General features: G+C 70.0%; 28 protein-coding genes. 22 read left to right on the forward strand and 6 right to left on the reverse strand.

The features are described 5' to 3' along the window. Positions 1-21: 21 nt before the first annotated feature. The 13 genes from ACIQ1J_RS10025 (at position 22) to ACIQ1J_RS10085 (ending at position 12,878) form a co-directional block, all read left to right on the forward strand. Positions 22-273, forward strand: a complete 252-nt coding sequence (locus tag ACIQ1J_RS10025; protein ID WP_403555735.1) for a hypothetical protein — start codon at positions 22-24, stop codon at positions 271-273. Further along, positions 273-425, forward strand: a complete 153-nt coding sequence (locus ACIQ1J_RS10030) for a hypothetical protein (protein WP_403555737.1) — start codon at positions 273-275, stop codon at positions 423-425. Before ACIQ1J_RS10025 ends, ACIQ1J_RS10030 begins: the two co-directional genes overlap by 1 nt. Positions 426-566: 141 nt before the next feature. Further along, positions 567-1,634 (forward strand): fatty acid desaturase family protein, encoded by a 1,068-nt coding sequence (locus ACIQ1J_RS10035; protein WP_403555739.1) that lies wholly within the window; start codon positions 567-569, stop codon positions 1,632-1,634. 69 nt (positions 1,635-1,703) lie between these two features. Beyond that, positions 1,704-2,936 (forward strand): sensor histidine kinase, encoded by a 1,233-nt coding sequence (locus ACIQ1J_RS10040; RefSeq protein ID WP_403555741.1) that lies wholly within the window; start codon positions 1,704-1,706, stop codon positions 2,934-2,936. Next, positions 2,933-3,607, forward strand: a complete 675-nt coding sequence (locus ACIQ1J_RS10045; protein WP_403555743.1) for a response regulator — start codon at positions 2,933-2,935, stop codon at positions 3,605-3,607. Before ACIQ1J_RS10040 ends, ACIQ1J_RS10045 begins: the two co-directional genes overlap by 4 nt. 406 nt (positions 3,608-4,013) lie before the next feature. Next, positions 4,014-4,832, forward strand: a complete 819-nt coding sequence (locus ACIQ1J_RS10050) for an ABC transporter ATP-binding protein (RefSeq protein ID WP_403555745.1) — start codon at positions 4,014-4,016, stop codon at positions 4,830-4,832. Beyond that, the gene (locus ACIQ1J_RS10055; protein WP_403555747.1) at positions 4,829-7,345 is read left to right on the forward strand and encodes an FtsX-like permease family protein; all 2,517 of its coding nucleotides are present in this window, start codon (positions 4,829-4,831) and stop codon (positions 7,343-7,345) included. The genes ACIQ1J_RS10050 and ACIQ1J_RS10055 overlap by 4 nt, the downstream gene beginning before the upstream one ends. A gap of 164 nt (positions 7,346-7,509) precedes the next feature. Further along, a complete protein-coding gene (locus ACIQ1J_RS10060) occupies positions 7,510-8,358 on the forward strand; it encodes an MFS transporter (protein WP_403555749.1) in 849 nt (282 codons plus the stop codon). Between the two features lie 484 nt (positions 8,359-8,842). Next, positions 8,843-9,190 carry a VOC family protein gene (locus ACIQ1J_RS10065; RefSeq protein WP_403555751.1) on the forward strand — a complete coding sequence of 116 codons (348 nt, stop codon included), beginning with the start codon at positions 8,843-8,845 and terminating at the stop codon, positions 9,188-9,190. A gap of 120 nt (positions 9,191-9,310) precedes the next feature. After that, complete coding sequence (locus ACIQ1J_RS10070) at positions 9,311-9,877, forward strand: pyridoxamine 5'-phosphate oxidase family protein (RefSeq protein WP_403555753.1); 567 nt, start codon at positions 9,311-9,313, stop codon at positions 9,875-9,877. 540 nt (positions 9,878-10,417) lie between these two features. Continuing rightward, positions 10,418-11,221, forward strand: a complete 804-nt coding sequence (locus ACIQ1J_RS10075) for an alpha/beta fold hydrolase (protein ID WP_403555825.1) — start codon at positions 10,418-10,420, stop codon at positions 11,219-11,221. After that, positions 11,221-12,540 (forward strand): PP2C family protein-serine/threonine phosphatase, encoded by a 1,320-nt coding sequence (locus tag ACIQ1J_RS10080; protein ID WP_403555755.1) that lies wholly within the window; start codon positions 11,221-11,223, stop codon positions 12,538-12,540. The genes ACIQ1J_RS10075 and ACIQ1J_RS10080 overlap by 1 nt, the downstream gene beginning before the upstream one ends. Beyond that, the gene (locus ACIQ1J_RS10085) at positions 12,537-12,878 is read left to right on the forward strand and encodes an STAS domain-containing protein (RefSeq protein WP_403555757.1); all 342 of its coding nucleotides are present in this window, start codon (positions 12,537-12,539) and stop codon (positions 12,876-12,878) included. Before ACIQ1J_RS10080 ends, ACIQ1J_RS10085 begins: the two co-directional genes overlap by 4 nt. Before the next feature lie 178 nt (positions 12,879-13,056). Here ACIQ1J_RS10085 and ACIQ1J_RS10090 read toward each other — a convergent pair whose 3' ends face one another. Further along, the gene (locus ACIQ1J_RS10090; protein WP_403555759.1) at positions 13,057-13,989 is read right to left on the reverse strand and encodes an anti-sigma factor RsbA family regulatory protein; all 933 of its coding nucleotides are present in this window, start codon (positions 13,987-13,989) and stop codon (positions 13,057-13,059) included. Further along, on the reverse strand, positions 13,986-14,159 hold the full coding sequence (locus tag ACIQ1J_RS10095) for a hypothetical protein (protein WP_403555761.1): 174 nt from the start codon (positions 14,157-14,159) through the stop codon (positions 13,986-13,988). Before ACIQ1J_RS10095 ends, ACIQ1J_RS10090 begins: the two co-directional genes overlap by 4 nt. A 444-nt stretch (positions 14,160-14,603) precedes the next feature. Between ACIQ1J_RS10095 and ACIQ1J_RS10100 the strand changes: the two genes are divergently transcribed. From ACIQ1J_RS10100 to ACIQ1J_RS10115, 4 genes are all read left to right on the forward strand, one after another. Continuing rightward, entirely contained in the window at positions 14,604-15,446 is an 843-nt protein-coding gene (locus ACIQ1J_RS10100) for an RNA polymerase sigma factor SigF (protein ID WP_403555763.1), read from the forward strand. 251 nt (positions 15,447-15,697) lie between these two features. Further along, positions 15,698-16,477: a GNAT family N-acetyltransferase gene (locus tag ACIQ1J_RS10105; RefSeq protein ID WP_403555765.1), complete on the forward strand. Its 780-nt coding sequence runs from the start codon at positions 15,698-15,700 to the stop codon at positions 16,475-16,477. A 168-nt stretch (positions 16,478-16,645) separates the two neighbouring features. Then, positions 16,646-17,179, forward strand: a complete 534-nt coding sequence (locus ACIQ1J_RS10110) for a GNAT family N-acetyltransferase (RefSeq protein WP_403555767.1) — start codon at positions 16,646-16,648, stop codon at positions 17,177-17,179. Between the two features lie 136 nt (positions 17,180-17,315). Next, complete coding sequence (locus ACIQ1J_RS10115; RefSeq protein ID WP_403555827.1) at positions 17,316-17,729, forward strand: DUF4190 domain-containing protein; 414 nt, start codon at positions 17,316-17,318, stop codon at positions 17,727-17,729. Here the strand turns inward: ACIQ1J_RS10115 and ACIQ1J_RS10120 are convergent. After that, on the reverse strand, positions 17,675-18,037 hold the full coding sequence (locus ACIQ1J_RS10120) for a hypothetical protein (protein ID WP_403555768.1): 363 nt from the start codon (positions 18,035-18,037) through the stop codon (positions 17,675-17,677). The two genes, ACIQ1J_RS10115 and ACIQ1J_RS10120, sit on opposite strands and share 55 nt — an antisense overlap. Positions 18,038-18,576: 539 nt before the next feature. Here ACIQ1J_RS10120 and ACIQ1J_RS10125 point away from each other — a divergent pair. Genes ACIQ1J_RS10125 through ACIQ1J_RS10135 form a run of 3 tightly spaced genes read left to right on the forward strand, consistent with a single transcriptional unit; the run spans position 18,577 to position 20,590 of the window. Beyond that, positions 18,577-19,056, forward strand: a complete 480-nt coding sequence (locus tag ACIQ1J_RS10125) for a hypothetical protein (RefSeq protein WP_403555770.1) — start codon at positions 18,577-18,579, stop codon at positions 19,054-19,056. A gap of 59 nt (positions 19,057-19,115) precedes the next feature. After that, positions 19,116-19,769 (forward strand): ScbR family autoregulator-binding transcription factor, encoded by a 654-nt coding sequence (locus ACIQ1J_RS10130; RefSeq protein WP_403555772.1) that lies wholly within the window; start codon positions 19,116-19,118, stop codon positions 19,767-19,769. A gap of 56 nt (positions 19,770-19,825) precedes the next feature. Beyond that, positions 19,826-20,590, forward strand: coding sequence for an SDR family oxidoreductase (locus ACIQ1J_RS10135; RefSeq protein ID WP_403555774.1), 765 nt, complete (start codon positions 19,826-19,828; stop codon positions 20,588-20,590). 63 nt (positions 20,591-20,653) lie between these two features. On the opposite strand, the gene ACIQ1J_RS10140 is transcribed toward ACIQ1J_RS10135, so the two are convergent. After that, a complete protein-coding gene (locus ACIQ1J_RS10140; RefSeq protein WP_403555776.1) occupies positions 20,654-21,406 on the reverse strand; it encodes a ScbR family autoregulator-binding transcription factor in 753 nt (250 codons plus the stop codon). Between the two features lie 139 nt (positions 21,407-21,545). Here ACIQ1J_RS10140 and ACIQ1J_RS10145 point away from each other — a divergent pair, with 139 nt between their 5' ends. Continuing rightward, a complete protein-coding gene (locus ACIQ1J_RS10145; RefSeq protein ID WP_403555778.1) occupies positions 21,546-22,508 on the forward strand; it encodes a ScbA/BarX family gamma-butyrolactone biosynthesis protein in 963 nt (320 codons plus the stop codon). Positions 22,509-22,537: 29 nt separating this feature from the next. After that, positions 22,538-23,479, forward strand: coding sequence for an NAD-dependent epimerase/dehydratase family protein (locus ACIQ1J_RS10150; RefSeq protein ID WP_403555780.1), 942 nt, complete (start codon positions 22,538-22,540; stop codon positions 23,477-23,479). A 40-nt stretch (positions 23,480-23,519) separates the two neighbouring features. Here ACIQ1J_RS10150 and ACIQ1J_RS10155 read toward each other — a convergent pair whose 3' ends face one another. Then, on the reverse strand, positions 23,520-23,645 hold the full coding sequence (locus ACIQ1J_RS10155; protein WP_403555782.1) for a hypothetical protein: 126 nt from the start codon (positions 23,643-23,645) through the stop codon (positions 23,520-23,522). A 17-nt stretch (positions 23,646-23,662) separates the two neighbouring features. Beyond that, positions 23,663-23,887: adenosylhomocysteinase (locus ACIQ1J_RS10160; protein WP_403555784.1), on the reverse strand; the 225-nt coding region annotated here is incomplete at its 5' end.

Below are 23,887 nucleotides of genomic sequence, written 5' to 3' on the forward strand. Positions count from 1 at the left end.
GAGACAGGGGGAGACGGACGGATGCGCCGCTTCAGGAAGAGCCTCACCACTGCCGTACTGACCGCACTGTGGGTCGGCAGCACGGCGGGCTGGGCCTCGGCGGGCAGCGTGAGCGCGCCCAGCGGTCCGCTCCCCGGCACCGCCGACCGGCTGGCGGCCGACTCCCCGGGGCAGGAGCTACCGGACCCCACCACGGCCGCCCCCGCCGAGGTGGCGGCCTTCTTCGGCGACCGACCTCCGCGCCGGACACGCCCGGATGGATCCTCGCGCTGATGGCCTGGATACCGCTCTTCGCGGGGCTGCTCGTGGCGATCGCGAAGTTCGCGCGGCCCCTGGAGACCCCGTGGGACCGCATCGGCACGACCCGCCGCGCGGCCGCGGGCGTGCTCGCGGCGGGCCTCGCCTACTTCGCGCTCGCCGCGTGAGTGACGCACGGGCACCGCCGTACCACCGTGGCCGGGTGACGGCTCCACGACCCGCCGGCACGCCTGACCCGAACGTCAGCCCCGGCCGGGCTGACGAACCACCTCCTGCATACACGACCCACCGAACACCGGAGTACACCCATGTCCTTGGCCGGCGAAACCGCTCCGCCGCCCCCGGAGAAGGCCACCGCGAGCCAAGTCCCACCGGACACGGGCAGCGAGTTCACACCCCTGCTGCGCGATGTCAGGGGACAGCGGCTGCTCGAACGGCGCACCGGCTGGTACGCACGCACCATAGTGACCAACGCGCTCGGCCTGGTCGCCGTCGTCACCGGCATGGCGCTCATCGGCGCTTCGTGGTGGGTACTCGCGCTCGCTCCCGTCCTCGCCGTCCTGAGCGCCCGCACGGCGTTCATCGGCCACGACGCGGGCCATGCGCAGATCAGCGGCAACCGCGCCACGAACCGCCGCATCGGACTCATCCACGTCAACCTGCTGCTCGGCATGAGCTACGCGTGGTGGAACGACAAGCACAACCGCCATCACGCCAACCCCAACCACATCGACAAGGACCCCGACGTCGCCGCCGACGTCCTCGTCTTCACCAGCGAGCAGGCCGCCACCCGCACGGGCTTCCGCGGCCGGCTCACCCGCCACCAGGCATGGCTCTTCTTCCCCCTCACCCTCCTCGAAGGCCTGGCCCTGAAGGTCTACGGCTTTCAGGACCTGCGCCGCCGGAAAGGCCGCGAACGGCTGGTCGAGGGCGCGCTCCTCGTCGCCCACACCGCTGGGTACGCCACCCTGCTCCTGACGACCATGCCGCTCGCGCACGCGCTCGTCTTCGCCGCGCTCCACCAACCCCTGTTCGGGCTGCACCTGGGCATGGCCTTCGCACCCAACCACAAGGGGATGGACATACCCGGTCCCGACGGCGAGAAGTGGGGACACCTGCGACGCCAGGTCCTCACGTCCCGCAACATCAGGGGCACCGTCCTCACCGACTGGTTCCTCGGCGGCCTCAACTACCAGATCGAGCACCACCTGTTCCCCAGCATGCCCCGCCCCCACTTGAGGCTCGCCCGGCCCATGGTCAAGGCCCACTGCCGCGACCTCGGCATCCCCTACACGGAGACCGGTCTCATCGACTCCTACCGTCAGGCCCTGCGGCACATGCACGAAGTGGGGGAACCACTGCGTGCCGACAGCTGAGGATCCGCCGAGTCCGCCCGACAGCTGTGCGTCTCCTGACGCCGTCCCGCCGCACCTAAGCTGGGGCCCATGACCTCAGTGGAGGAGGAACGCCCCCGCGCGCTGCTCGCGGGGGCTTCGCGGCGGTGGGTGCGGCCGCTGCCGTGGGGCGTGGCGTTCGTGCTGTGCGTCGCCCTGCTGCCCACCACCATCCAAGTGCTCAGCGTCGACTACGGGTTGCACGGCGGCATCGCGAGCGGACTGGCCATCGCGCAGTCGGCACCGCTGCTGCTCGCGGTCGTCCGCCCGCTGCAGGCCTGGTACGTGATCTTCGTCGCGGACGTGGCCGGGGCCCTCGCCCTGCTCACCGTCGACCTCGGAGAGCGGCAGGTGTGGCCGTTCCCGCCCATGGAGATCGTCGGGTACATCGGCCTCTGCCTCGCCCTCGGGCTGCGCGAGCGGCGCCGGACGCTGCTGCTGGTGTGGCTGGCGACGGCGGCCGCGAACGTCGGCCTGGGATTCGCCGCGCCCGACGACACGACGGCCGGCAGCGCACTGCTCACCATCCTCAGCGGCGTCACACTCGTCCTAGCCGGCGCGCTCCGCGAGCGGTACGAAGTGCAGCGCAGGCTGGCCGAGCAGGAGACGATCAGCGAGGCCGAGCGCGGCCGGCGGACGCTGCTGGAGGAACGCGCCCGCATCGCGCGCGAGCTGCACGACGTGGTGGCGCACCACATGTCCGTCATCACGGTGCAGGCGGACACCGCGGCGTACCGCATCGACGGGCTGCCGCCGGACGTGCAGGAGGAGTTCACGTCCATCGCGGCGACCGCGCGCGAGTCGCTCGGCGAGATGCGACGGCTCCTCGGCGTGCTGCGGAACGAGGAGGCGCACGGCGAACTCGCGCCCCAGCCGGGTCTGACGCGGATCGGGCAGATGGTGGAGGCGACGGTGAGAGCGGGCGTGCCGGTGGAGTTCACCCCCTGCGACGCCGACGTGCCCGAGGCGGTGGGCCTCTCCGCGTACCGCATCGTCCAGGAAGCCCTCGCCAATGTCGTACGGCACGCGCCGGGCGCCCCGACGCGGGTGTCGGTGTCGGTGTCCGGTTCGCAGGACGGCGCGCGGCTCACCGTCCTCGTCGTCAACGGGCCGCCGCCCGAGCCGCCCGCCGCGCCGCTCGAAGAGGGCGGCACCGGGCACGGACTCGTCGGCATGCGCGAACGCGTGCGGATCGCCGGCGGCACCCTGGACGCGGGACCACTGCCGGACGGCGGCTTCCGGGTCGCCGCCCGACTACCCCTGACCGAAAAGGACATCACGTGACAACGCGCGTCATCGTCGTCGACGACCAGGCCATGGTGCGGGCCGGTTTCGCCGCGCTGCTGGCCGCCCAGAGCGACATCGACGTGGTGGGCGAGGCACCTGACGGTGCGCAGGGCGTCGAGCTGAGCCGGCGCACCCACCCCGACGTCGTGCTGATGGACGTCCGCATGCCCGAGATGGACGGCCTCGAGGCCGCGCGCCGCCTCCTCGCGCCCCCGCCCGGCGTCACCCACCGGCCGCGCGTCCTGATGCTCACCACGTTCGACGTCGACGACTACGTCTACGAGGCGCTGCGGGCGGGCGCGAGCGGCTTCCTGCTGAAGGACGCGCCGCCGGCCGACCTCATCGCGGCGGTACGCGTCGTGGCCTCGGGCGACGCGCTGCTCGCCCCCTCCGTGACGCGCCGCCTCATCGCGGACTTCGCCCGGCAACGTCCCGCCGCCCGAGGCAGGCCGGCGCTGCGGCTCAAAGCCCTGACGGAACGCGAGACCGAGGTCCTCACCCTGGTGGCCCGCGGCCGGTCCAACGCGGAGATCGCGGAGGATCTGGTGCTGGCCGAGCAGACGGTGAAGACACACGTGAGCCGCGTCCTCACCAAGCTCGGCCTGCGCGACCGCGCCCAGGCGGTGGTCTTCGCGTACGAATCGGGTCTGGTGGCCCCGGGCGAGTAGGGCGGCCCCGCGCCCTCCGGCGCTCGCACGGTGCCGACGCGTCGGCACCTCTGAGTCACATCGGGCAGGTGGGCGCGTCGGGCAGGTCGGGGTCTCGTCGGGGGCGACTCGCTCCACACCTCCGTACGGCGCAGATGGCACCCCGGCACCCCGTCCCCGGCTCTGCGAAGCGGCGCTCCCTCGCCGGGGCCCTGCGCCCGGGACCTGGCCCAGGGCGGCGACGGGGCGAAGCCCCGCGCACGCCGGACCGCCGGCGGCAGCCCCCGGGCGGAAGGCGGACCCTGCCGCTCCTCCACCCCCTACCGTGGTAGCACCTCCGCTTTGGCTCCCGGGTATGACGCCCGGCGCACAGCCGTCCTCGCACACTTCACGTCGTCGGCACGAGAAGATCGCGAGAGGGCGGAACATGAGGCTACGCAGCAACAAGCGGCAGAAGACGGACGACCGACCGCAAGCCCCGGCCGCGACACCCGGCCTCGCCGTCGAACTGCGCGGTGTGCGACGGCGGTACGGCCGCGGCGCGGGCGCCGTGCACGCCCTCGCGGGCGTCGACCTCGCCCTTCCACGCGGCACGTTCACCGCGGTCATGGGCCCGTCCGGGTCCGGCAAGTCCACGTTCCTGCAGTGCGCCGCCGGCCTCGACCGGCCGTCGGAGGGTTCCGTGCGCCTCGGCGGTACGGAGATCACGGGTATGCGCGAGGACAAGCTCACCGAGCTCCGCCGCAGCCGCCTCGGCTTCGTCTTCCAGGCGTTCAACCTGCTGCCCTCGCTGACCGTGGAGCAGAACGTGCTGCTGCCCATGCGTCTCGCCGGGCAGCGCCAGGACCGCCGCCGTGCGGCCACGATGCTCGCGCAGGTCGGGCTCGCCGACAAGGCGCGGCGCCGGCCCGGCGAGCTGTCCGGCGGCCAGCAGCAGCGCGTGGCCGTCGCCCGTGCCCTGGTCACCAGTCCCGACGTGGTCTTCGCGGACGAGCCCACCGGCGCCCTCGACACCGGCACCGCCACCGAGGTCCTCGGCCTGCTCCGGCACGCGGTGGACACCCTCGGCGCCACCGTCGTCATGGTCACCCACGACCCGGCCGCGGCCGCCTGGACCGACCGTGTGCTGTTCCTCGCCGACGGCACCTTCGCCGGCGGCCTGGAGCGCGGTTCGGCGGAGCAGATCGCGGGGCGGATGGCGATGCTGGCCGGCCGTACGGGCGCGATGGCAGGGGCCGCGGCATGAGGAGCTTCGCCCCGAACGGCCTCGCTCGCGCGGCCGTACGCTTCAAACCCGCCTCGTTCGCGGGCACGTTCGTCGCGCTGATGATGTCCGCGCTGATCGTCGCGGCCTGCGGCATCCTGCTGGAGTCAGGCATCCGCGCCTCGGTGCCGGCCGAGCGGTACGCGAAGGCGCCGGTCGTCGCGGCGGCCGACCAGTCCGCGCGACTCGTCTCCGACACCATCGACGGTCCCGAGGAAACCGCTTACCCGCTGCCGGACACCGCCCGCGTGGACGCGGGGCTCGCGGCGAAGGCCGCCCGGGCGCCGGGCGTCGCGGCCGCGGTGCCGGACTTCACGTTCCCGGTGCGGCAGGGCGACGGGGCGCTCACCGGCCACGGCTGGGGCTCCCACGCCTTCACCGGCACCGCGCTGTCCGCGGGCGCCGCGCCGCGCGCGGGCGAGGTCGTGCTCGACGCCGCCGCGACCCGTGCGGCGAAGGCCGACGTCGGCGACACCGTCACGCTCGAAACCGCTGCCGGCCGCGCAGGCTTCCGGGTGTCCGGGCTGGGCAGGGCCGGGGCCGGTGACACCGCGACGGCGGGCGCGGCGGCCGGCGGCAAGGCCACGGCCTGGTTCGCCGACGCCGAGGCAGCCACGCTGGCCGGCCACCCCGGCAAGGCCGACGCCATCGCCGTGCTGGCCGCGGACGGCACCGACACCGACGCCCTCGCCGGCGCAGTCGAGAAGTCCCTCGCCGGCTCCGACACGCAGGTGCTCACGGGCGACGACCGCGGCGGAGTCGAGGAGCGAGGCCTGGCGTACGCCAAGGAGACACTCACCGCACTCGGCGGCTCCTTCGGCGGGATCGCCACCCTGGTCGCCGTCTTCACCGCGGCCGGCACGGTGGCCCTGTCCGTCGGCCAGCGCCTGCGCGAGTTCGCGCTGCTGCGCGCCGTCGGCGCCACCCCGCGGCAGATCCGCCGCGCGGTCGCCGCGGAGGCGCTGCTCGTCGCGCCCGTCGCCGGGCTGGTCGGCTGCCTGCCGGGGATCGCGCTGGCGAACTGGTGGTTCGGGCAGCTGAAGGACCGCGGCGCCGTCCCGGAGGCGGTCGAGCTGCACGTCTCGTGGCTCCCGCTGCTCATCGCCGTCGGGACCGGACTCCTCACGGCGCTCGGCGCCGGCTGGATGGCCGGACGCAGGCCCGCGAAGATCAAGCCGGGGCAGGCGCTGACCGAAGCCTCGGTGGAGCGGCTGCGGCCGGGCATCGTCCGTACCGTCCTCGGGGTGGTGGCCCTCATCGGCGGCACGGTCCTCGCCGGCGTCGCCGCCTCCGCCGCCGGTGCCGACGCAGCCAACGCCTCCCTCGGCGTCGTCATGCTCTTCATGCTCGCCGTCGGCCTGCTCGGTCCGCTGGTGGCCCGGCTGTGCGCGGCGCTCTTCGGCCTGCTGCTGCGCGGCGGGGGCGCATCGGCGTCGCTGGCAGCCGCCAATTCCCGGACCAACGCACGCCGGCTGGCCTCCGCGATCACCCCCATCGTGCTGGCGATGGCCTTCGCCTCGACGCTCGTCTTCATGCACACGAGCGAGAGCCATGTCGCCTCGGAACAGCTCCGCGCCGGCATCACGGCGGACCACGTCGTGACCAACCCGGCGGGCCTGCCCTCCGGCGCCGCCGACCGGGCCGCCCGCGTTCCCGGCGTCGACGCGGCCGTGAGCCTGCTCGACACGCAGGTCCTGGTGCCGGTGGACTCCGGTGGCGAGACCTCGCTGCAGGGGTGGGCGGCCCAGGGCATCTCGGGCTCCGGCGCCCAGCTCGCCGAGGTGCAGGACCTGGACGTACGCGGCGGCAGCCTGGACCGCGTGGGTGAGGGCCGTATCGCCATCGACAGGACCCTCGCCACCGCGGCGAAGGTCGAGGTCGGCGACGAGCTGCCGCTCCGCCTCCCCGACGGCATCGAGGCGAGCCCGGAGGTGGTCGCGGTCTACGGCCGCGGACTGGGTCTGGCGGCGGTGACCATGGACCGCGCCGTGCTGGCCGGCCACGTCACGTCGGGCTTCGACAGCACCCTGCTGGTACGCGGCGGCGACGCGAAGCCGCTCGCCGCATTCGGCGACGTCACCGACGCCTCGGGCTACGCCGTCGAGCAGAACGTGGACCGCGAACTCGGCGCCTGGGCCAACTACGTGATGGCCGCCGTCCTGGGCGGCTTCGCCGCCGTCGCCGCGGTCAACACCCTGGTGATGACGGTCCTGGACCGCCGCCGCGAACTGGCCACGCTCCGCCTCGTCGGCTCCACCCGCCGCCAGGTGCTGCGGATGCTCCGCTGGGAGAGCCTGCTGGTGTCGGCGGCGGGCGTGGCACTGGGCACAGCCATCGCCCTGATCACACTGACCCCGATGATGCGCGGCCTGACGGGCGAGCTTCCGCACGTACCCCCGCTGCTGTACGCCGCGTTCGCCGCGACCGCGGTGGCCCTCGGTCTCGTCGCCGTGACCCTCCCGGCCCGCGCGGCATTGCGCGACCGGGAAACCTGAGACCCCGACGCGTAACGGGCACTTCGTGCCGGGAGGCCGAGCGAGGCCGTGCGGCCGAACGGATCGCCTCCTGGCAGCTGGCCGCCCCTGTTCCAGTCGACAACCCGTCAGGCCGTGCCGGCACCGTCGCGCGCCCGCGGTACCCCATGGAGAAGAAGTCCTCAATGCAGCGGAGCAGGACCGGAAGCGCAGATGCCGGACCACACACGAGATGGAACGGGCGGCTCATCGGCCTGGTGGCCGTCCTGGCCTTGGTGAACTTCGTGGTCGACTCGGCCATCACCGCGCCGCTGCTCGTCCTCCCGGAGATGCTCGACCACTTCGGCACCGATCAGGCGGCGTGGCTCAACGCCACCGCGATGCTGGCGGGAGTGATGTGGGCACCCCTGCTCGGCAGGAGTGCCGACATTTACGGCAAGCGCAGGGTGCTCGTAGTGACGCTGCTACTCAGCTGCGCGGGCGCCGTGCTGTGTGCCGTGGCCCCCAGTATCTGGGTGTTCGTACCAGGTCGCATGCTTCAGGGCGCGTCTCTGGCCGCCGTGTTCCTCTCCGTCGCGATCGTTCGAGGTGTCTGCGCTCCCCGCATCGCGATGTTCACCGTGGGCATCGTCACCTCGGGTTCCGCGGTGCTCAACATCGCGTCCCGTTTCCTCATCGAGAGACTGGCCGTGGAGTTCGGCGTCCAGATCCTGTTTGTCCTGTCGGCCTTCGTCGCTGGCGCGATGGCGATCTGCGTGCACAACGTCATCCCCGAACCCCTGGTCAAGGCACCGGGCAGGATCGACGTCGGCGGCGCCCTCCTCCTCGGCGGAGGTCTCGCCGGGGTGCTCAGCTACGTCAGTCTGGGCGCGGACCTCGCCCTACGGGCGCGCACCGGCCGGGGGCAGGACTCCCGAGCCGCCCGACGCCGCAGTCCTCCGCCGGGCCGGGCGGACCGGACGGGGAGTGTGCGGAGCCTCCCAGACGGCTGCTTTCGAGGGCGCGGACGGCCTGCCGGGGAGTCGGAGTCCTGATCGAGGTTGACTGCGGCCGACATGGTGAAGACCGGCACCGATGCCCGATGAGATTCCCGCTGCCGATCGCAGGGCGGTCTCACCAGCACCGGAGGGACCGGAGAGGCGAGGTCCGTGTCGTCCAGCCGCCCGCGAAGCGGGCCGGCCGATGGCGCCGCCCCGTACGCTCTCACCGCGCGCACTCGCGCACCCTGGCCTGCCACCAAAAGCCGTAGCGCGGTTCGGCGACTGACCAGGCCTCACGCCGGAAGAGCGGCGCCGGCCGGGCGGGTGGCTCATGTCGTCGGAGAGCTGCGGAATAGGCAGACGATGCTCAGAATACGACCGGCAGTTCTCGCCCCCTTGGTCATTGTCCCTGCTCTGACGATGGTCGTTGTCCGATGAGTTTCGGTGTCTGCGGCTGTCTATGAGGAGAAAGCAGAAATCAGCAAGCAGGACTGAAAGCGTCCCGATCCATGTCGGGAGTAGGAAGCAGGTGAAATCCATGGACGTCGCGCGCGTGCTGATGGTCGCGCCGGTCGGGGACATCGACGTAGCGGTGGCTTGGTACGAACGGCTGCTGAGCCGTCCGGCGGACACTCGCCCCATGCCGTCGTTGGCCGATTGGCACCTCACCTCGGGCGGCTGGCTTCAGGTCTTCGAGGACCCCGACCGGGCCGGCTCAAGCCTGCTGAACCTGGAGGTGCCCGATCTGGACGCGGCTCTGGCCGGACTCGTGGAGCGAGGTCTGACAGCGGGGCCGGTACAGACCGGCGGGGAGCGCACCCGCTTCGCCGCGCTCGACGACCCCGACGGCAATCGGATCTCCTTGCTGGAGAACCCGGTGGTCTGACCGGCAGGCCTCGCCCTGTTCTGTCGCCAGAGGCTGCCACCGCCGGCGCCCGTCCGCGCTGAGCGCCGCCCGGCCGGGCTGCGTAGATTTGCACGCAGGAAGAGGAAAAGGAGCTCTGGCATGACGCCGAAGCAGCCCACGACCGAACTCGACGCCCGCTACAGCGCCGCGCTCAATCCGCGCCCTGGCGCGGAAAGCGTCACCGCCACCGATTGGGCCGAGGCCCAGCGCAGGCTGCGGGCCGCCGAGGTCTTCTGGATCACTACCATCCGGCCGGACGGCCGACTGCACGTCACGCCGCTGATCGCCGCCTGGCACGACGGGGCGCTGCACTTCAGCACCGGGCCGGGGGAGCAGAAGGCGAAGAACCTGGCCGGCAACGCCAATTGCGTCCTCACCACAGGAAACAATTCGCTCACCGAAGGCTTCGACATCGTGGTCGAGGGCACGGCGGAGCGGGTGACGGACCCGGCACGGCAGGACGAGGTCATCGCCGCGTTCGAGGCGCAGTACGGGGATCACATCGTTTCGCCGGAGGGTACCTTCCACGGCTTCGGAGACAGCATCCGCGAGGGCAACGACCTGCTGTTCGCGGTGGCACCCGGCACCGCGTACGGCTTCGGGCACGACGGCCAGGTGTTCAGCCACACCCGCTACACCTTCACTGACCTCGACAGCAGTCGTTGATGGTCTGACTGGTCGACCAGGCCGGCGGCCACACCGATGCGGACGCGGAGCCGGTGACGTAGGGGAGACCGCCGCAGCCGGTGACGTAGGGGAGACCGCCGCAGCCGCACCGCGGTCGTCCGGTCAGTCGCCGAGTGCTTCGGTCATGGCGTCGAGGCCGGCGAGCAGTGCGGTCGGCCGGTCTGCGGGGAGCCCGCGGATCATGCGTTCCTGGAGGCGTAGACGGCGCCGCGGGCGGTGTGCAGGCGCTACTGTCCGGGCGGGGTGAGGTAGACGGGCAGGGCGAGGCCGTGTCCGGCGGCCGGGTAGCCAGGGCGGTCTCCTTGAGGCCGCACAGGACGTCGCCGGCGGACTGCCGGGTGGCGAAGGTGCCGCGGGCGAGGTCGGCGTTGGACCGGCCGGGCTGGTGATCGAGGAGTTCCAGGCAGGAGTACCGCGGGACGGTCGGCTCATGACCGACCAGTGCTTTGTCCATGGCGTTGCGCAGGTGATCATGACGGGGCTGTCGGCGCCGTTGGCGGTGGTGGCAGGATGGGCGGTATGGATGTACGTCGCAGGAACAATGTCGTAGTGACCGGCCGTGCGGACGGTCCGGTGGTCGTGCTGGCGCATGGGTTCGGCTGTGACCAGAACATGTGGCGTCTGACCGTGCCGGCCTTGGCCGACCGCTACCGGGTCGTGCTGTTCGACTACGTCGGTTCGGGCAAGTCCGACCTGTCCGCGTGGAGCGAGGAGCGGTATTCGGCTCTCGCGGGTTATGCGCAGGACGTGGTCGACGTCTGCGAAGAGCTGGACCTGCGGCAGGTGACGTTCGTGGGGCATTCGGTCAGCGCGATGATCGGCGTGCTGGCTGCGCAGGCGGCGCCGGAGCGGATCGGGTCCTTGGTGATGGTGGCGCCCTCTCCCTGCTACATCGATTCCGACGGCTACCGGGGCGGTTTCAGTGCGGAGGACATCGACGAGTTGCTGGCGTCGCTGGAGTCCAACTACCTGGGCTGGTCCGCGGCGATGGCGCCGGTGATCATGGGGAATCCGGAGCGGCCGGAACTGGGGGAGGAACTGGCGAACAGCTTCTGCGCCACCGACCCCGACATCGCCCGCGTCTTCGCCCGCACCACGTTTCTCACGGACTGCCGAGACGATCTGGAGTCCGTGTCCGTTCGGACCCTGATCCTCGAGTGCTCCAACGACGCCATCGCGCCCCGTGAGGTCGGTGCCTATGTGCATGCCCGGATCCCGGGTTCGACGTTGGTGACGCTGCCGGCCACGGGGCACTGCCCGCAGCTGTCCGCGCCGCAGGCCACCAGTGCCGCGATCCTGGACTTTCTGGGGCCCTCGCAGTGATGTGCCGTACCGGCGAAGACCCGGAACCCATCGAGGTGGGAGACGGGACATCCACGGCTGCGGCGTTTTCCGCGCTGCTGGAAGACAGCGTCGAGGAGCTCTACGAGTCGGCGCCCTGCGGGTACCTGTCGACTCTGATGGACGGCATTATCGCCAAGATCAACGGCACGTTGCTGGGCTGGCTCGGTCTGGAACGCGAGGCCGTGGTGGGCCGCATGCGGTTCGCCGACCTGCTCACCGTCGGAGGCAAGCTCTACCACGAGACGCACTTCGCGCCGCTCCTGCAGATGAAGGGCGAGATCAGCGGCATCGCCCTGGAGATCAAGACCGCCGGTGGCGGCAGGTTGCCGGTCCTGGTGTCCTCGGTCGTCAAACACAGCAGTGAAAATGAGCCGCTACTGATCCGCACCACCGTCTTCGACGCCTCCGACCGGCGCTCCTACGAGCAGGAACTGCTGCGCCGCAAGCAGGAAGCCGAAGAGGCCCGCCGCCAGGCCGAGGAGGCACGCGAGCAGGCGGAAGCCGACCGCACCCGGCTGCAGGAGGCCCTCGCGGTACTCCAGCAGTCGCTGTTGCCCGCTTCCCTGCCGACCGTGCCCGGTGTCGAGACGGCCGTGTACTACCACACCGCCTCCCCGGACCAGCTCGGCGGCGACTTCTACGACCTGTTCCCCCTCGACGGCGAACGTTGGGCATTCTTCCTCGGCGACGTGTGCGGCAAGGGCCCGCAAGCCGCCGCCGTCACCTCCCTGACCCGGTACACCCTGCGCACCGCAGCCCTGCACGACGCCGACCCCGTCACCGCGCTCGCCACCTTGAACACCGTGCTGTACGAGCGCTACTCCGGTGGCGACCCCCGTTACTGCACCGCCATCTTCGGTGTCCTCGAACCCGATCCCGGCAGAGGTCAGACCCGTGTGCGCCTGGCCTCCGGCGGCCACCCGTCCGCTCTCATCGCCCGCGTCGACGGCACAGCCGGTTTCCTCCCGACCCCCGGCGGTTTCCTCGTGGGAGCTTTGTCTCACGCTCGTTTCACCCCGGCCACCACCATCCTCGGCCGCGGGGACACCCTGCTGCTGTACACCGACGGACTCACCGAAGCCCGCACCGGGCCCGACCGCACCAGCCTGTACGGGGAGGAGGCTCTGCGCGCCTTCGTCGCCCAGCATGCCGGCGCCCCGCCGAAGAAGATGATGGAAGCACTGACAGGCTTGCTGGACAGTCTGAGCGAGGGAGTCGACGACGACACCGCGCTCCTTGCTCTCGGCGTCCCGTCCCACCCGTCCGTACTCCGCCCGGCAACGAATCACCTGAGATGAACCCGCTGCATATCACTAGCCGAGACGCCACCACAGGACCCGTCCTCGAAGTCATCGGCGATCTCGAATACGCCACCGCACATCAACTGCGCGAACACGTCAGCGCCCTCGTCCTGCGACCGGGCCAGCGCCTGGTTCTGGATCTGGGACGTCTGGACTTCTGCGACTCCAGCGGTATCACCGCCTTGATCGCCGCCCACAACCGCGCCACCGCCGCCGAGGCCGAGCTCGCCCTGGCCGCAGTCCCCGACAACACCTTGCGCATCCTGCGCATCGTCGGCCTCGACCAGGTCTTCCCCTTCTTCGCCGACACCGATACGGCAACCATCACCACCTGATCCACTGCCCTGGCGGTTCCGGCACCCAGCGTCAGGTCGATCCGCCCCGCGTCGGCGGGCAACGTCATCGACAGCGGTGCGCCGCAAGATCGGTTACCGGATGGTGTGGACGCCGGCCGGGGCGACGTCGCCGTTGGCGGCCCGGTGACGAGACCCTTGGTGCAGGTGGGCCGCGCTGCTACAGGCTGAGGTAGAAGCGCACGGCCGTGCCCGCTTCGGCGGTGTGCAGACGCACCAGGTCGGAGACGTAGTGGACCAACATCAGGCCCCGCCCGCCGATCTGTCCGCGCTCCGGGGGCCTGCGGCCTGCCAGGGGATCGGTCAGCCGGCCTGCGTCGCGGACCTCGATCACGACCTGGCCCTGTTCGGCCCAGGCCGCCAGCGTTCCCCGGCCACCGCCGTGCACCACACTGTTCGTCGTCAGCTCCGCGACCGCCAGCTCCACGTCCATCAGCCGCTCTCGACCCAGGCCCAGCCCCGCTGCTTGAGTGAGAGCGAACCGGCGGACCGCCGGGAGGTCGTCACCGCCGTAGGAGAAGACGGCGGCATTCGGAACGGGAGGCAGCGCCTCGTTGTAGCGGGAGACGACCGCTTCCCAGTCGTAGGCGTCGCTGATCTCCGCACGGCCGTCGCCGCTGATGAGGGTGGGATGGGTCATCCTCGCATCTGCGATCACGGTCTCGTCCAGCCGTGACTCGTCGTAGGGGCACAGGATTGTCGCCGCACGCCCATCGAACGCGGCGTTGATCAGCGCTTCGTGCTGCGCGCACGCGGGATACTCCACCGCGCTGCGCCCCGCCCAGATCGGCTCGCCGATAATGCGCACCCGCTCGGTGGGGTGTGCGTCGGCGAATCCGCGCAGCACTTTGGGGATGATCCGTCCCGGGTTGCGGCCGGCTTTGGTCATGTCGAAGAACGCTATGCCATCGGTGTCCCCACCCAGTCCGTTCTTGATCAGCTCCAGGTTGGGGCCGGGCACCGCGACGGCCGCCGGCTCGCCGTTCGCCTTGCCCTCCCTGAGGAACGCCACCGTCTGCTGCGTGTACTCGTGCCGGGAGCGGTAGAACAGGGCCGGGTGCGCAAACGGTCCGTGGGCGGTTGTCGTGCTCATCGCGACGCCACCTCCATCCGGTTCAGGCCCGGCCGGCATATGTCCAACACCCGTGGCAGTTGGGGCGGTGGATGTTCGACCACGGCGCGTCCGTCGGGGAGGTTCATGGCGGTGAGCGCCAGCGCGGTCACGCCGGCCACGTCGACGAAGGCCACGTCCGACAGCTCCACGTAGGTCGCCCCTGCGTGGCGTCGGGCCAGGTCGACAGGGCCTGTTCCCAAGTCGGGCGGGTGAGCGCACTGATCTCGCCGCGGGCATGTATCCCGCTACGGCCGGGCAGCGGGCTCTCCTTCAGCGCAGTCCTCCCGGACGTCGCCGGGCCGGCGCCGCCGGCCGCATGTGGGGCGTCCACGCTCGGTCTCCTTCACCCTCCGACAGCCACCTGCCGGCCATCCCGACCCGCACGGGTTGAAGGACGTTCGTCCTGGGACGTCAGCCCGGCGCGGCCCGCCGCTCGATACCGGGGGATGCCCGCCCCAGCGGCAGTGCTTGCGATGGGAAGCGGCTCGCGTCGCCCGGTGGTTGGGGGCATGCGGAGCGCATGGCGGGGTAGGCGCTGGATCGTCGGCCGGGTGGTCGGCGACTGCCGGGGCGTCTTATCGGGAAGGAAGATCATGGCGACGACGACCATGCAGGCCACGGAGTGCACCACGGCGATGCCGGAGGTAGCGGACCCGTCGAAGGTGGCGCCCCGGGACGCACGGGAGTTGTCGAAGCTCTTCTTCGATCAGCTGGTGGTGCTGGAGGAGGGCACGCCCGAGTACCAGTACGCGCGCAACACGCTGATCGAGATGAACATGTCCCTGGTCCGCTTCGCGGCCGGCCGGTTCCGCAGCCGTGGTCCGGAGGAGATGGAGGACATCGTCCAGGTCGGCATGATCGGCCTGATCAAGGCCATCGACCGGTTCGAGATCTCCCGCGAGGTCGAGTTCACCTCCTTCGCCGTGCCGTACATCGTCGGCGAGATGAAGCGCTTCTTCCGCGACACCTCCTGGGCCGTGCACGTACCGCGCCGCCTCCAGGAGGCACGTGTGCAGCTGGCCCGCGCCACTGAGGAACTGCGCAGCCGTCTCGGACGCACCCCGACGACCAGGGAACTCTCCGAGCTGATGAGCCTGCCGGAAGAGGAAGTCCGCGAGGCTCGCCTGGCGGCCAACGGCTACAACTCCTCTTCCCTGGACGCAACGATCAACGGCAGCGAGGACGGCGAATCGGCCCTGGCCGACTTCATCGGTACCGAGGACGCCGCTCTCGCGCTGGTCGATGACTTCCACGCCCTCGGCCCGATGATCACCGAACTCGACGAGCGCGACCGGCAGATCATCCACTGGCGGTTCGTCGAGGAACTCACACAGAAGGAGATCGGCGAACGCCTCGGCATCTCCCAGATGCACGTCTCCCGCCTGATCTCCCGCCTCCTGACCCGCCTGCGGGAAGGCATGCTCGCCACGGACTGAACCGTCCCTTACCGACCGGTTCCTACGTCGACCGCAGCCGTGCGGGCCACTCGTCGCAGGAGTCCTACGACCCGCAGCGCGAAGGCGAGCTCCGGGAGGCCGCCGAGCGGTTCACCGCGGCGTACGCAGCCAGGGCGGACACGTACTCGGGCGACGTGACGAGCGGTTCATCCCGACAGATCGTCATGCACACTGCCCTGAGCAAGGCCCTGGCCGGGGCGTTCGACGGCGTCTGACTAGGCAGGACCGACATGAACGAAGCAGCCGGAGACGAGGTTCTGGCGGAACTCGACGCCCTGCGGCGCGCGAGCGGTGTCGCCGCCGGCCACGCCGACCTGGTGCGTGAGTACTCGGCGGATGGCTCGGAGTGCCGGATCGTCTTCGCCGACCCGGCGGACGGCGAAGTCGGCGCACTGGTCCGCGCAGAGCGGGAACTCGCCCGGTCCGGCGGCTACACCCTTGAGTGGAAGGTCTACGGCCATGACAGGCAGCGGGGTTTGGCCGTCGCGCTCGAAGCAGCGGGCTTCGAACCCGACGAGGAGGAGCAGGTGCTGGTGCTCCCGGTCGTCAAGGCGTCATCGGCCCTCTTCGACATCACGCGCTACGACGTGCGGCAGGTGACCGATGCCGCCGAGCTCGACGACTACGCCGAGATCTCCCGCCAGATCGGCCGGCCCAACGCGGACGAGGAGCGCCGGCAGCTGGCTCGGCTGCTTGAGGAGCAGCCTGACGTGGTGAGCGTGCACATCGCCTATGCCCAGGGCGAGCCGGTCTCCTGCGGACGGGTCCACTTCCAGGCCGGCAGCCCGTTCGCCGAGCTGGCGGGTGCCCGGACCAAGACGACCCACCGTCGGCAGGGCTTCTTCACCGCAGTGGTCGGCTCCCGGCTGCGGCAGGCCAGGGAGCGTGGCTGCGCGCTGCTGGTCACCGATGCGCTGCCAACCTCCGAACCGATCCTGCGCAAGCGCGGCTTCGAGGCGGTCACCTTCACCCGGCCGTACATCTTCGAGCCGGAGGTACCGCCTTCTTGAAACGATTGCATCCCGTGATGGCCACATCACGCCCGGTCAGTCAGCCGTGGTCCTCCTGGCGCCTGCCCGCTCGCTCCCGGCGTCCACTTCTTCACCGAGGACGCGAACGCCGGCCAGGATGCGGCACCGCGGTTCGCCTTCCCGCCCCCGCGGCGGGAAGATGGGATCATGACCGAGATCCGAACTCCTCGTCTTGTCCTGCGTCGCTGGCTGGACGATGACCTTGTCCCCCTGTCCGAGATTCATGCTGATCCGGCGGTGATGCAGAGCATCGGCGACGGCAAGCCGCGCTCCCTGGAGCAGACGGCCGAGGACATTGAGGCGTGGGAGGAGGAATGGGACGAGGAAGGGTTCGGCCTGTTCGCGGTCGAGCTCCTGGGCTCCGGCGAGGTGGTGGGCGCCGTTGGCCTCTCCGTCGCTGACGCTCCGACCGAGGTCGCTGGTCAGGTGATGATCAGCTGGCGGCTCGGGCGGGTGTTCTGGGGGCAGGGATACGCCTCCGAAGCAGCGCACGCAACGCTGGAATTCGCCGTGCAGGATCGTCACCTCGACCGCGTGGTCGCCGCCTGCCGGACGGGCGACCGGGCTTCCATGAACGTACTCGACAAGCTCGGCATGCAGGCGGAAGGGACGACACAGCACCCGGTCCACGGCTACGACGTTGCGATGTTCGGCATCGACCTGACGCAGTACCAGGAGTAGCAGCCGGACCGAGCCGGCCGGCTCACGTCGGAGGCGAGCATCCTTCAGTCGCATGAAGAAGACATCCGTCGTCCGCTCCGGGGCACTTGGCAGTTACGGCAATTACCGGAACCAGACAAGAGATGAGCGTGACGACGTGTCCTTTCCGGAACACCCCGCAACACCGCACGGGACCTCACAGACGCACCACGACACCGGCATCAAACGGAGCAACGGGCTGGCCGTAGCCGCACTGGTTCTCGGCATTCTGGCTGTCCTTCTCTTCTGGACCGTCGTCGGCGGTGTGGTGCTCGGACTCCTGGCCCTGGTACTCGGCATCGTCGGAGCTCGCAAGGCGCGAGGCGGAAGAGCGCCACACGGCAAGATGTCCATCGTCGGCGCGGTGCTCGGTGTGCTGGGAGTGATCGCATCCGCCGTGATCATCGCGATCGGAGCGTCGATCCTGAACTCGGACGAGTTCAAGGACTTCGATGACTGCGTCCAGCACGCCGACTCTCAGAGCGAACGAGACGCGTGTGCCGAAGACTTCAGCAAGGACGTCAACAACTGATCTGTCCGGCCGTGTACGCCGCCCAGCTCTCCGGTCGGAGAACCCGACCAGTGGGCCGTGGCGAGCAACTCGTCGACGGCAGTGTGAAGGGACTCGTCCTCGGCGAAGGCGCGCCAGCCGCCGAAGTAGTGAATGCGCCGGTCACTCGCTGGGAGATCGCGCAGGAGTCGAACTGCGGGCTGGGCGGCGTGGCCCATCCGCGTCAGGTAGCGCACAGCGGGGAGCATGACCGGCAGGTGGGTGCCGTCGGTCAGCTCCTGCACGATCTCGACGAGGATCGGGACAGCGCTCTCGGTGTCTCCTGTCACGGCCCACAGGGCGTGCGCGGCCTCGGCTCTGGTCCAGGGATCGGCTGCCCATGCTGCTCTTCAGGCAATCAAGGCTCACCTGAGCGGCCGCCTGTGACGCGGTCAGTCCGAGCACTACGGTCGACTCCGGCTGCCCCGTCGTGATGCGGGCTGCGAGGCCTGCGGTGTCCGTGGAAGAGGGGGCGCCCTCCGGGGCTTTGTCGATGGAGAGGATCGCCACGTCGGGCTCCACTCCAGCAGGAATTCCCAGGGGACTGTCACGTTCCGGAGGGCACCTTCCTCGACGTTCAGATCTACGAAGACCATCTTCCCGCGGGCACCTCGTGCTCGCCGTGCACGACTTCGTCCCCTTCCAGCGTGCGGTGAGCCCGGAGCAGGTGCGAGGCATCTCCTTCTCGCCCACTCCGACCGTCAAAACAAGCCGTTCGACCGACCTTGCTTGACATACCATTCGACCGGTTTTTAGAGTCAAGTGTCGGATGAGACGAGAGGGCAGGCGGCATCCGTTCGCTCTGTGACTGCTGGAGAGGGAGACGGTGATGGAGCTCGAACACGGTCCTGGCGCGCGAACGGTCGTCGTCGGTGCGATCGGCGAGTTGGTGTCCCCGGCCGACAGCTTCCTGGTGTCCATGCGTCTGAACTGCCGTGGCGTCCGTGCGGCGAATCTCGGTACCGGCGTCACCCTGGACCAGGCGGCAGCGGAGCTGTCGGGCCGCCAGGATGCGGAGGCTCTGCTGCTGATCTGCGGCGACAGTGCCAGAATCGTCGTCCGTCAGCTGGCGGGCCTGCGGGAGCTGGTGGCCGCCGGCGCGGTCGCCAGACCGGTCTTCGTGGGTGGGGCGAGGGGGGGATCGTGGCGGGAGCTCCAAGGGGTCGCCGCGAGTCTGCGGCGAGGCGGGGTCACGCAGGTGCTCGCGGACCTGGCCGACGCCGCCTATCTGCTTCCTGTGCGGCGCCTGGCGCTCCGCGGCTTGTCGCTTCCTGCCTCTTCGGCCGGGATCGTCTCCAGAGTCGCCTGATACTCACACGGAACCTCCAAAAACCATCCGACCGTATTTCTTTAGCGAGGCTGACAACGATGGCGAGACAGGAGCGGTCGGAACGCACGATGGAGCGACTCGTGATGGCGGCCGCCGATCAGTTCGCTTCTCAGGGGTTCGTCAAGGCGTCACTGGCGGACGTGAGCCGATCGGCCGGCGTGACCAAGGGCGCCCTCTTCTTTCACTTCTCGACGAAGGACGAGCTCGCAGACGCCGTCCTGGCCCGAGCTCAGGACGTGCTCGAGACGATGGTGGAGGAGCTGTGCGAGGCGGAGCCGATCTTCCTGCAAGTCGTGGTGGACCTGACGCACGCCCTCAACCGGCTCCTTCGTGACGACGCGTTCGTCATGGCGAGCGTGCGCATCACCCGTGAGCGGGTGAACGGCCGCCCCGCACCACTGAACTTCTATCCGCTCTGGCTCAGTCGGCTGTGGAGACTGCTGGACCACGCACGCCGCAACGGAGAGCTCGGCAGGTCCGTGGCCGACGCGTCGGCGCGCACCATGGTGACGGCGGCCGTGTCTGGGGTCGAGACGCTGACCTGGACGCGAGTGTCGCGCAAGGAGACCGAGAAGTGGTTGAGCGATCTGTGGGAACTGGTGCTCCCTCTCCTTAGAGTTGAGGGCACGGAACGGACGGTGAGAACCGTGGCTCCGCTCGCGCATGCCCCATCGCTCGAGGAACGGTGCTGAGAATCGCATCGCTTGTTCAACGGCCGTAGCCGATCGCTGTAAGGGGGAGTTCGGACATGGGCACACTCGCAGGCAGGACGGCCTTGGTCACGGGGGCCAGCCGGGGAATCGGACGGCAGGTCGCACGAAAGCTTGCCGGGGAGGGCGCGTTGGTCGCCGTCCACTACGGCAGCAACGAGGAGGCCGCGAGAGAGACGCTCGACCTGGTCCGCCACGACGGGGGGCGGGCCTTCCCGGTGCGGGCGGAGCTGGGAGTGCCTGGGGACGTCGAGACACTCTATGCCGGCTTCGAAGCGGGACTTGCACGGGAAGGGCGAGGGCCGGAGTTCGACATACTGGTCAACAACGCGGGGGTCAGCGGGTCCGCGAGGATCGAGGAAGTGACGCCGGAACTCTTCGACCGGCTCGTCGCCGTCAACTCCAGAGCACTGGTGTTCCTCGTCCAGAAGGGACTCAAGTACCTACGTGACGGCGGTCGCATCATCAACATCTCGTCCGCCGCCACGCGGATCGCCTATCCCGAGTCCATCGTGTACTCGATGACCAAGGGAGCCGTGGACACCTTCACCCTCGCCCTGGCCAAGGGGCTCGGTGACCGGGACATCACGGTGAACGCGGTGAACCCGGGCTTCGTTGAGACGGACATGAACGCGGGCAAGCGATCGTCCGCGGAGGCGCGCGCCGAGCTGGCCAGTTGGTCCGCGTTCGGGCGGATCGGTCGGCCCTCCGACGTTGCCGACATTGTCGCCTTTCTGGCGTCCGACGCTTCCCGGTGGGTCACCGGGCAGTGCATCGACGCCAGCGGCGGTTCGCGCCTCTGACGCAGCACACGGGCGGGCGGGCCGAGCACCCTGATGTGGTCGACCCGCCCATGCTGCCGGTGCTCAGCCCACCGCGACAGCGGCCTGCACCATGGGAGGCAGGTCGAGTGAGGCGCGCAGGTGCAGCGAGCCCGCGGGCTCGAACCTCGCGACCCTGCGGGGCGGGACGATCCCCGGCAGGAGCAGCGACCACATATCGGAGACGCGCTCGTGCAGGTCCTCACGCCCACTGCGGACCTGGGACATGATCTGCACTCCGGCGAAGGCGCCGACGACGAAGACGGACACGTCGGTGATGTTGGCCTCCGGCTTGACGTCTCCCCGGCCCTGTGCCGGCGCCAGGCAGTCCCGCAGCGTTTCGATCCACTTGTTGTAGACCGTCGGATTCGGATCGGTGAACGAGCCCAGTTCTATCACCAGCCGGATCCCCGCGCGCACGCGCACGCTGGACCGCAGTTCGTAGGCCATCCGGTGCGTGATGTCGATGGCGGTCTGAACGCCCGGCCGCTCGGCATGATCCAGTACGGCCGTGACGTCGAACTGATCCGTCATCAGCTCGTGCGCCAGGGCTTCCTTGGATTGGAAGTGGAAGTACAGAGCACCCTTGGTCACGCCGGCTTCCCGGGAGATGTCCGTCAGGCTGGTGTTGCCGAAGCCTGTCGCGTCGAAGGCTTTCGCCGCTCCGTCGAGAATCGCCTCCCGCGTGACTTCCGCCCGCTCTTGCCGTGCTCTCGCCACAACCGCCTCCTGACTGCCGCGATGCGGATGGTGGTCTTCCATCCTTCCGGTGATCACCGCGACTTCCGCTGCGGTCAATCTTCTACTCTCTTGCCAAAAAATACCAGTCGCCTAGTATTCTTGTCGTCATCGATCAGGTGCCGAACGACTGCGTCTCTGCTGTTTTTCCTGCTCAACCCCTTGTTGCTGCGCCAAAAGCACATCTCAGGAGGTCAGGATGACTGCGCTTCTTCAAGCCGACCGAACGGATTTCACTCAGGCCGTCGTGACGGCCGGGCCCGAACTCTTCGAGCGGACGGTGCCCCGCGCGCTCGTCCACCGGGCCGCGATCTCGGAAGTACTGCTGACCGGAGTCAGCCGCTGCCGGGAGGATGTCTACCGCATCGGTGCCCAGTGGTCGCGCGGGCACAGCTATTACGGAGCCGTGGCCGGCTGCTGGCACGACCCCATGCTCTTCGCCGAAACGATTCGACAGGCGGGACTGCTCCTTGCCCACGAAGCCTTGAAGATTCCCCTGGGCTTCAGCTTCCTCACCGAGACGATGTCGTTCGAGATAACCGAGGAGGGTGCCCGACTGGGCCGTCAGCCCGCCGACGTGGTCCTCGAGGTGACCCTCCGTGACGTGATTCGCCGCAGAAACGTCGTCTCGTCGTACGCGTACGACGTCGTTGCGCACCGAGGCGGCAGACGGATCGGATCCGGGCGGCTGACTGCGAACTGCGTCAGCCCGGCCGTGTACCGCAAGCTGCGGGGCGATCGTGCGGAGGCGACCGCGCCGCGTGAGGTACCGGGCGGAGTCAGCCCCGAACTGGTCGGCCGCACCTGTCAGTTCGACGTCGTGTTGGGAGCCGAGTGCGTGAACGGAGCACGTCCGCTGCGCGCAGAGGCCGACCACCCTGTGCTCTTCGACCATGCCGTCGACCACCAGCCCGGCATGGTGATCATGGAGGCGGCGCGGCAGGCGGCGCTCGCCGCGCTGCGGCTTCCCGACGGTCTGCTCATCGGCTGCGATGCCGTGTTCCGCAAGTACGTGGAGTTCGACTCGCCGTGCATCGTGTCGCCCTCGGACGATGCCGTGCGCTTGCCCCGAGGTGGCCGGGAACTCGTCGTCGACTTCCACCAGGGCGGCTCCGTCGCGGCGACCTGCCGGGTGGCCGTCCACGACGGCACAGGGCGGTGACCGGGCCGTCGGCTGGATCGGTCCTCGTCGTGGGCGGCACCGGATTCATCGGCAGGGCTGTGCTCGGTGCCATGACCAGGCAGGACGACGGACGTAACCGCGCACCACGGCCGCACGTCCTGTCCCGCCGCGTGCCCACGGGGGCAGGGAGCGCCGCGATACGTCATGTGAGGGGGGATCTGGCCGACCCGCGATCGTTGCGCGGCGTGTGCTCCGAAATCGACACCGTCGTCCATGCGGCCAGTTATGTGGGCCGCGACCACCAGCAGTGTCATGACGTCAACCATCAGGGAACGCGGGCGCTGCTCGCAGAAGCGCGCCGTGCGGGAGTGCGGCGCTTCATCTACCTCAGCACAGCCTCCGTCTACGGGGAGGGCCCGCACCGGGGTCCGGCCGAAGGAGAGGTGGAGCCGGCCCCGGCCTCACCCGCGAGTTCCTCGCGGTTGCGCGCCGAGCAGGAGGTGCGGGCCGCGAGGGGAACGGTTCTGCGGCCACACCTGGTCTACGGAGAGGGCGACCGCTGGTTCGTGCCCGCGGTGTCGCGGCTGCTCCGTCTGGTACCGGCCTGGCCGGCTGGAGGTACCTCGCTCAGTTCGGTCATCGAGGTGGGAGACCTCGCACGGGTCGTCGTAGCACTGGTCGACGGAGCCGGGGTGCCCGACGGAGGCGGGACGTACCACGTCGCCCACCCCCGGCCACTGCCCATGGCGCGGCTGCTCGCCGAGCTGCGGTCCGCCCTCCGGCTGCCGGCGCCGCGCCGAGTGCCGGCAGCCGACCATCGCGCTCTCGTGCGGCAGTCGCTACCGGAACTCACCGATCACCAGTACGCCCTGCTCACTCAGGACCACTGGTACGACACGTCATCGATATGGGGACAGGTCGGACTCGACCCGGGACCTGGCTTCGAGGCACGGTTCGCTGCCTGCTCGGCTTGGTACCGGGAGCAGTCGGCCCACGTCCTCGGAGACTGAGCGGACGGGGTGGCGCCGGGCGTGGCGTTGCCCGCCGCGGTCAGTCGACGCCCCGGACGATGTGGGACTCCGCGGGATCGTCGTCCACGCCGGCGAGCAGGAGGACGGGTGGCCGCGGAGGGCCGCCGTAGCGCCGCTCGTGCTCCGTTTCCTGTTCGTGGTGCACACGTCCTCCCGGTTGGTTCAGTAGCGGTAGTGGTCCGCCTTGTACGGGCCCTCGACCTTGACGCCGATGTAGTCGGCCTGCTCCTTGCGGAGCGTGGTCAGCTTGACGCCGAGGGAGTCGAGGTGGAGCCGGGCGACCTTCTCGTCGAGGTGCTTGGGCAGCACGTAGACGTCGGTCGGGTACTCGTCGGGCTTGGTGAACAGCTCGATCTGGGCCAGGGTCTGGTCCGCGAAGGAGTTGGA

Source organism: Streptomyces sp. NPDC097107, from assembly GCF_044762405.1.
GTDB lineage: Bacteria > Actinomycetota > Actinomycetes > Streptomycetales > Streptomycetaceae > Streptomyces > Streptomyces thinghirensis.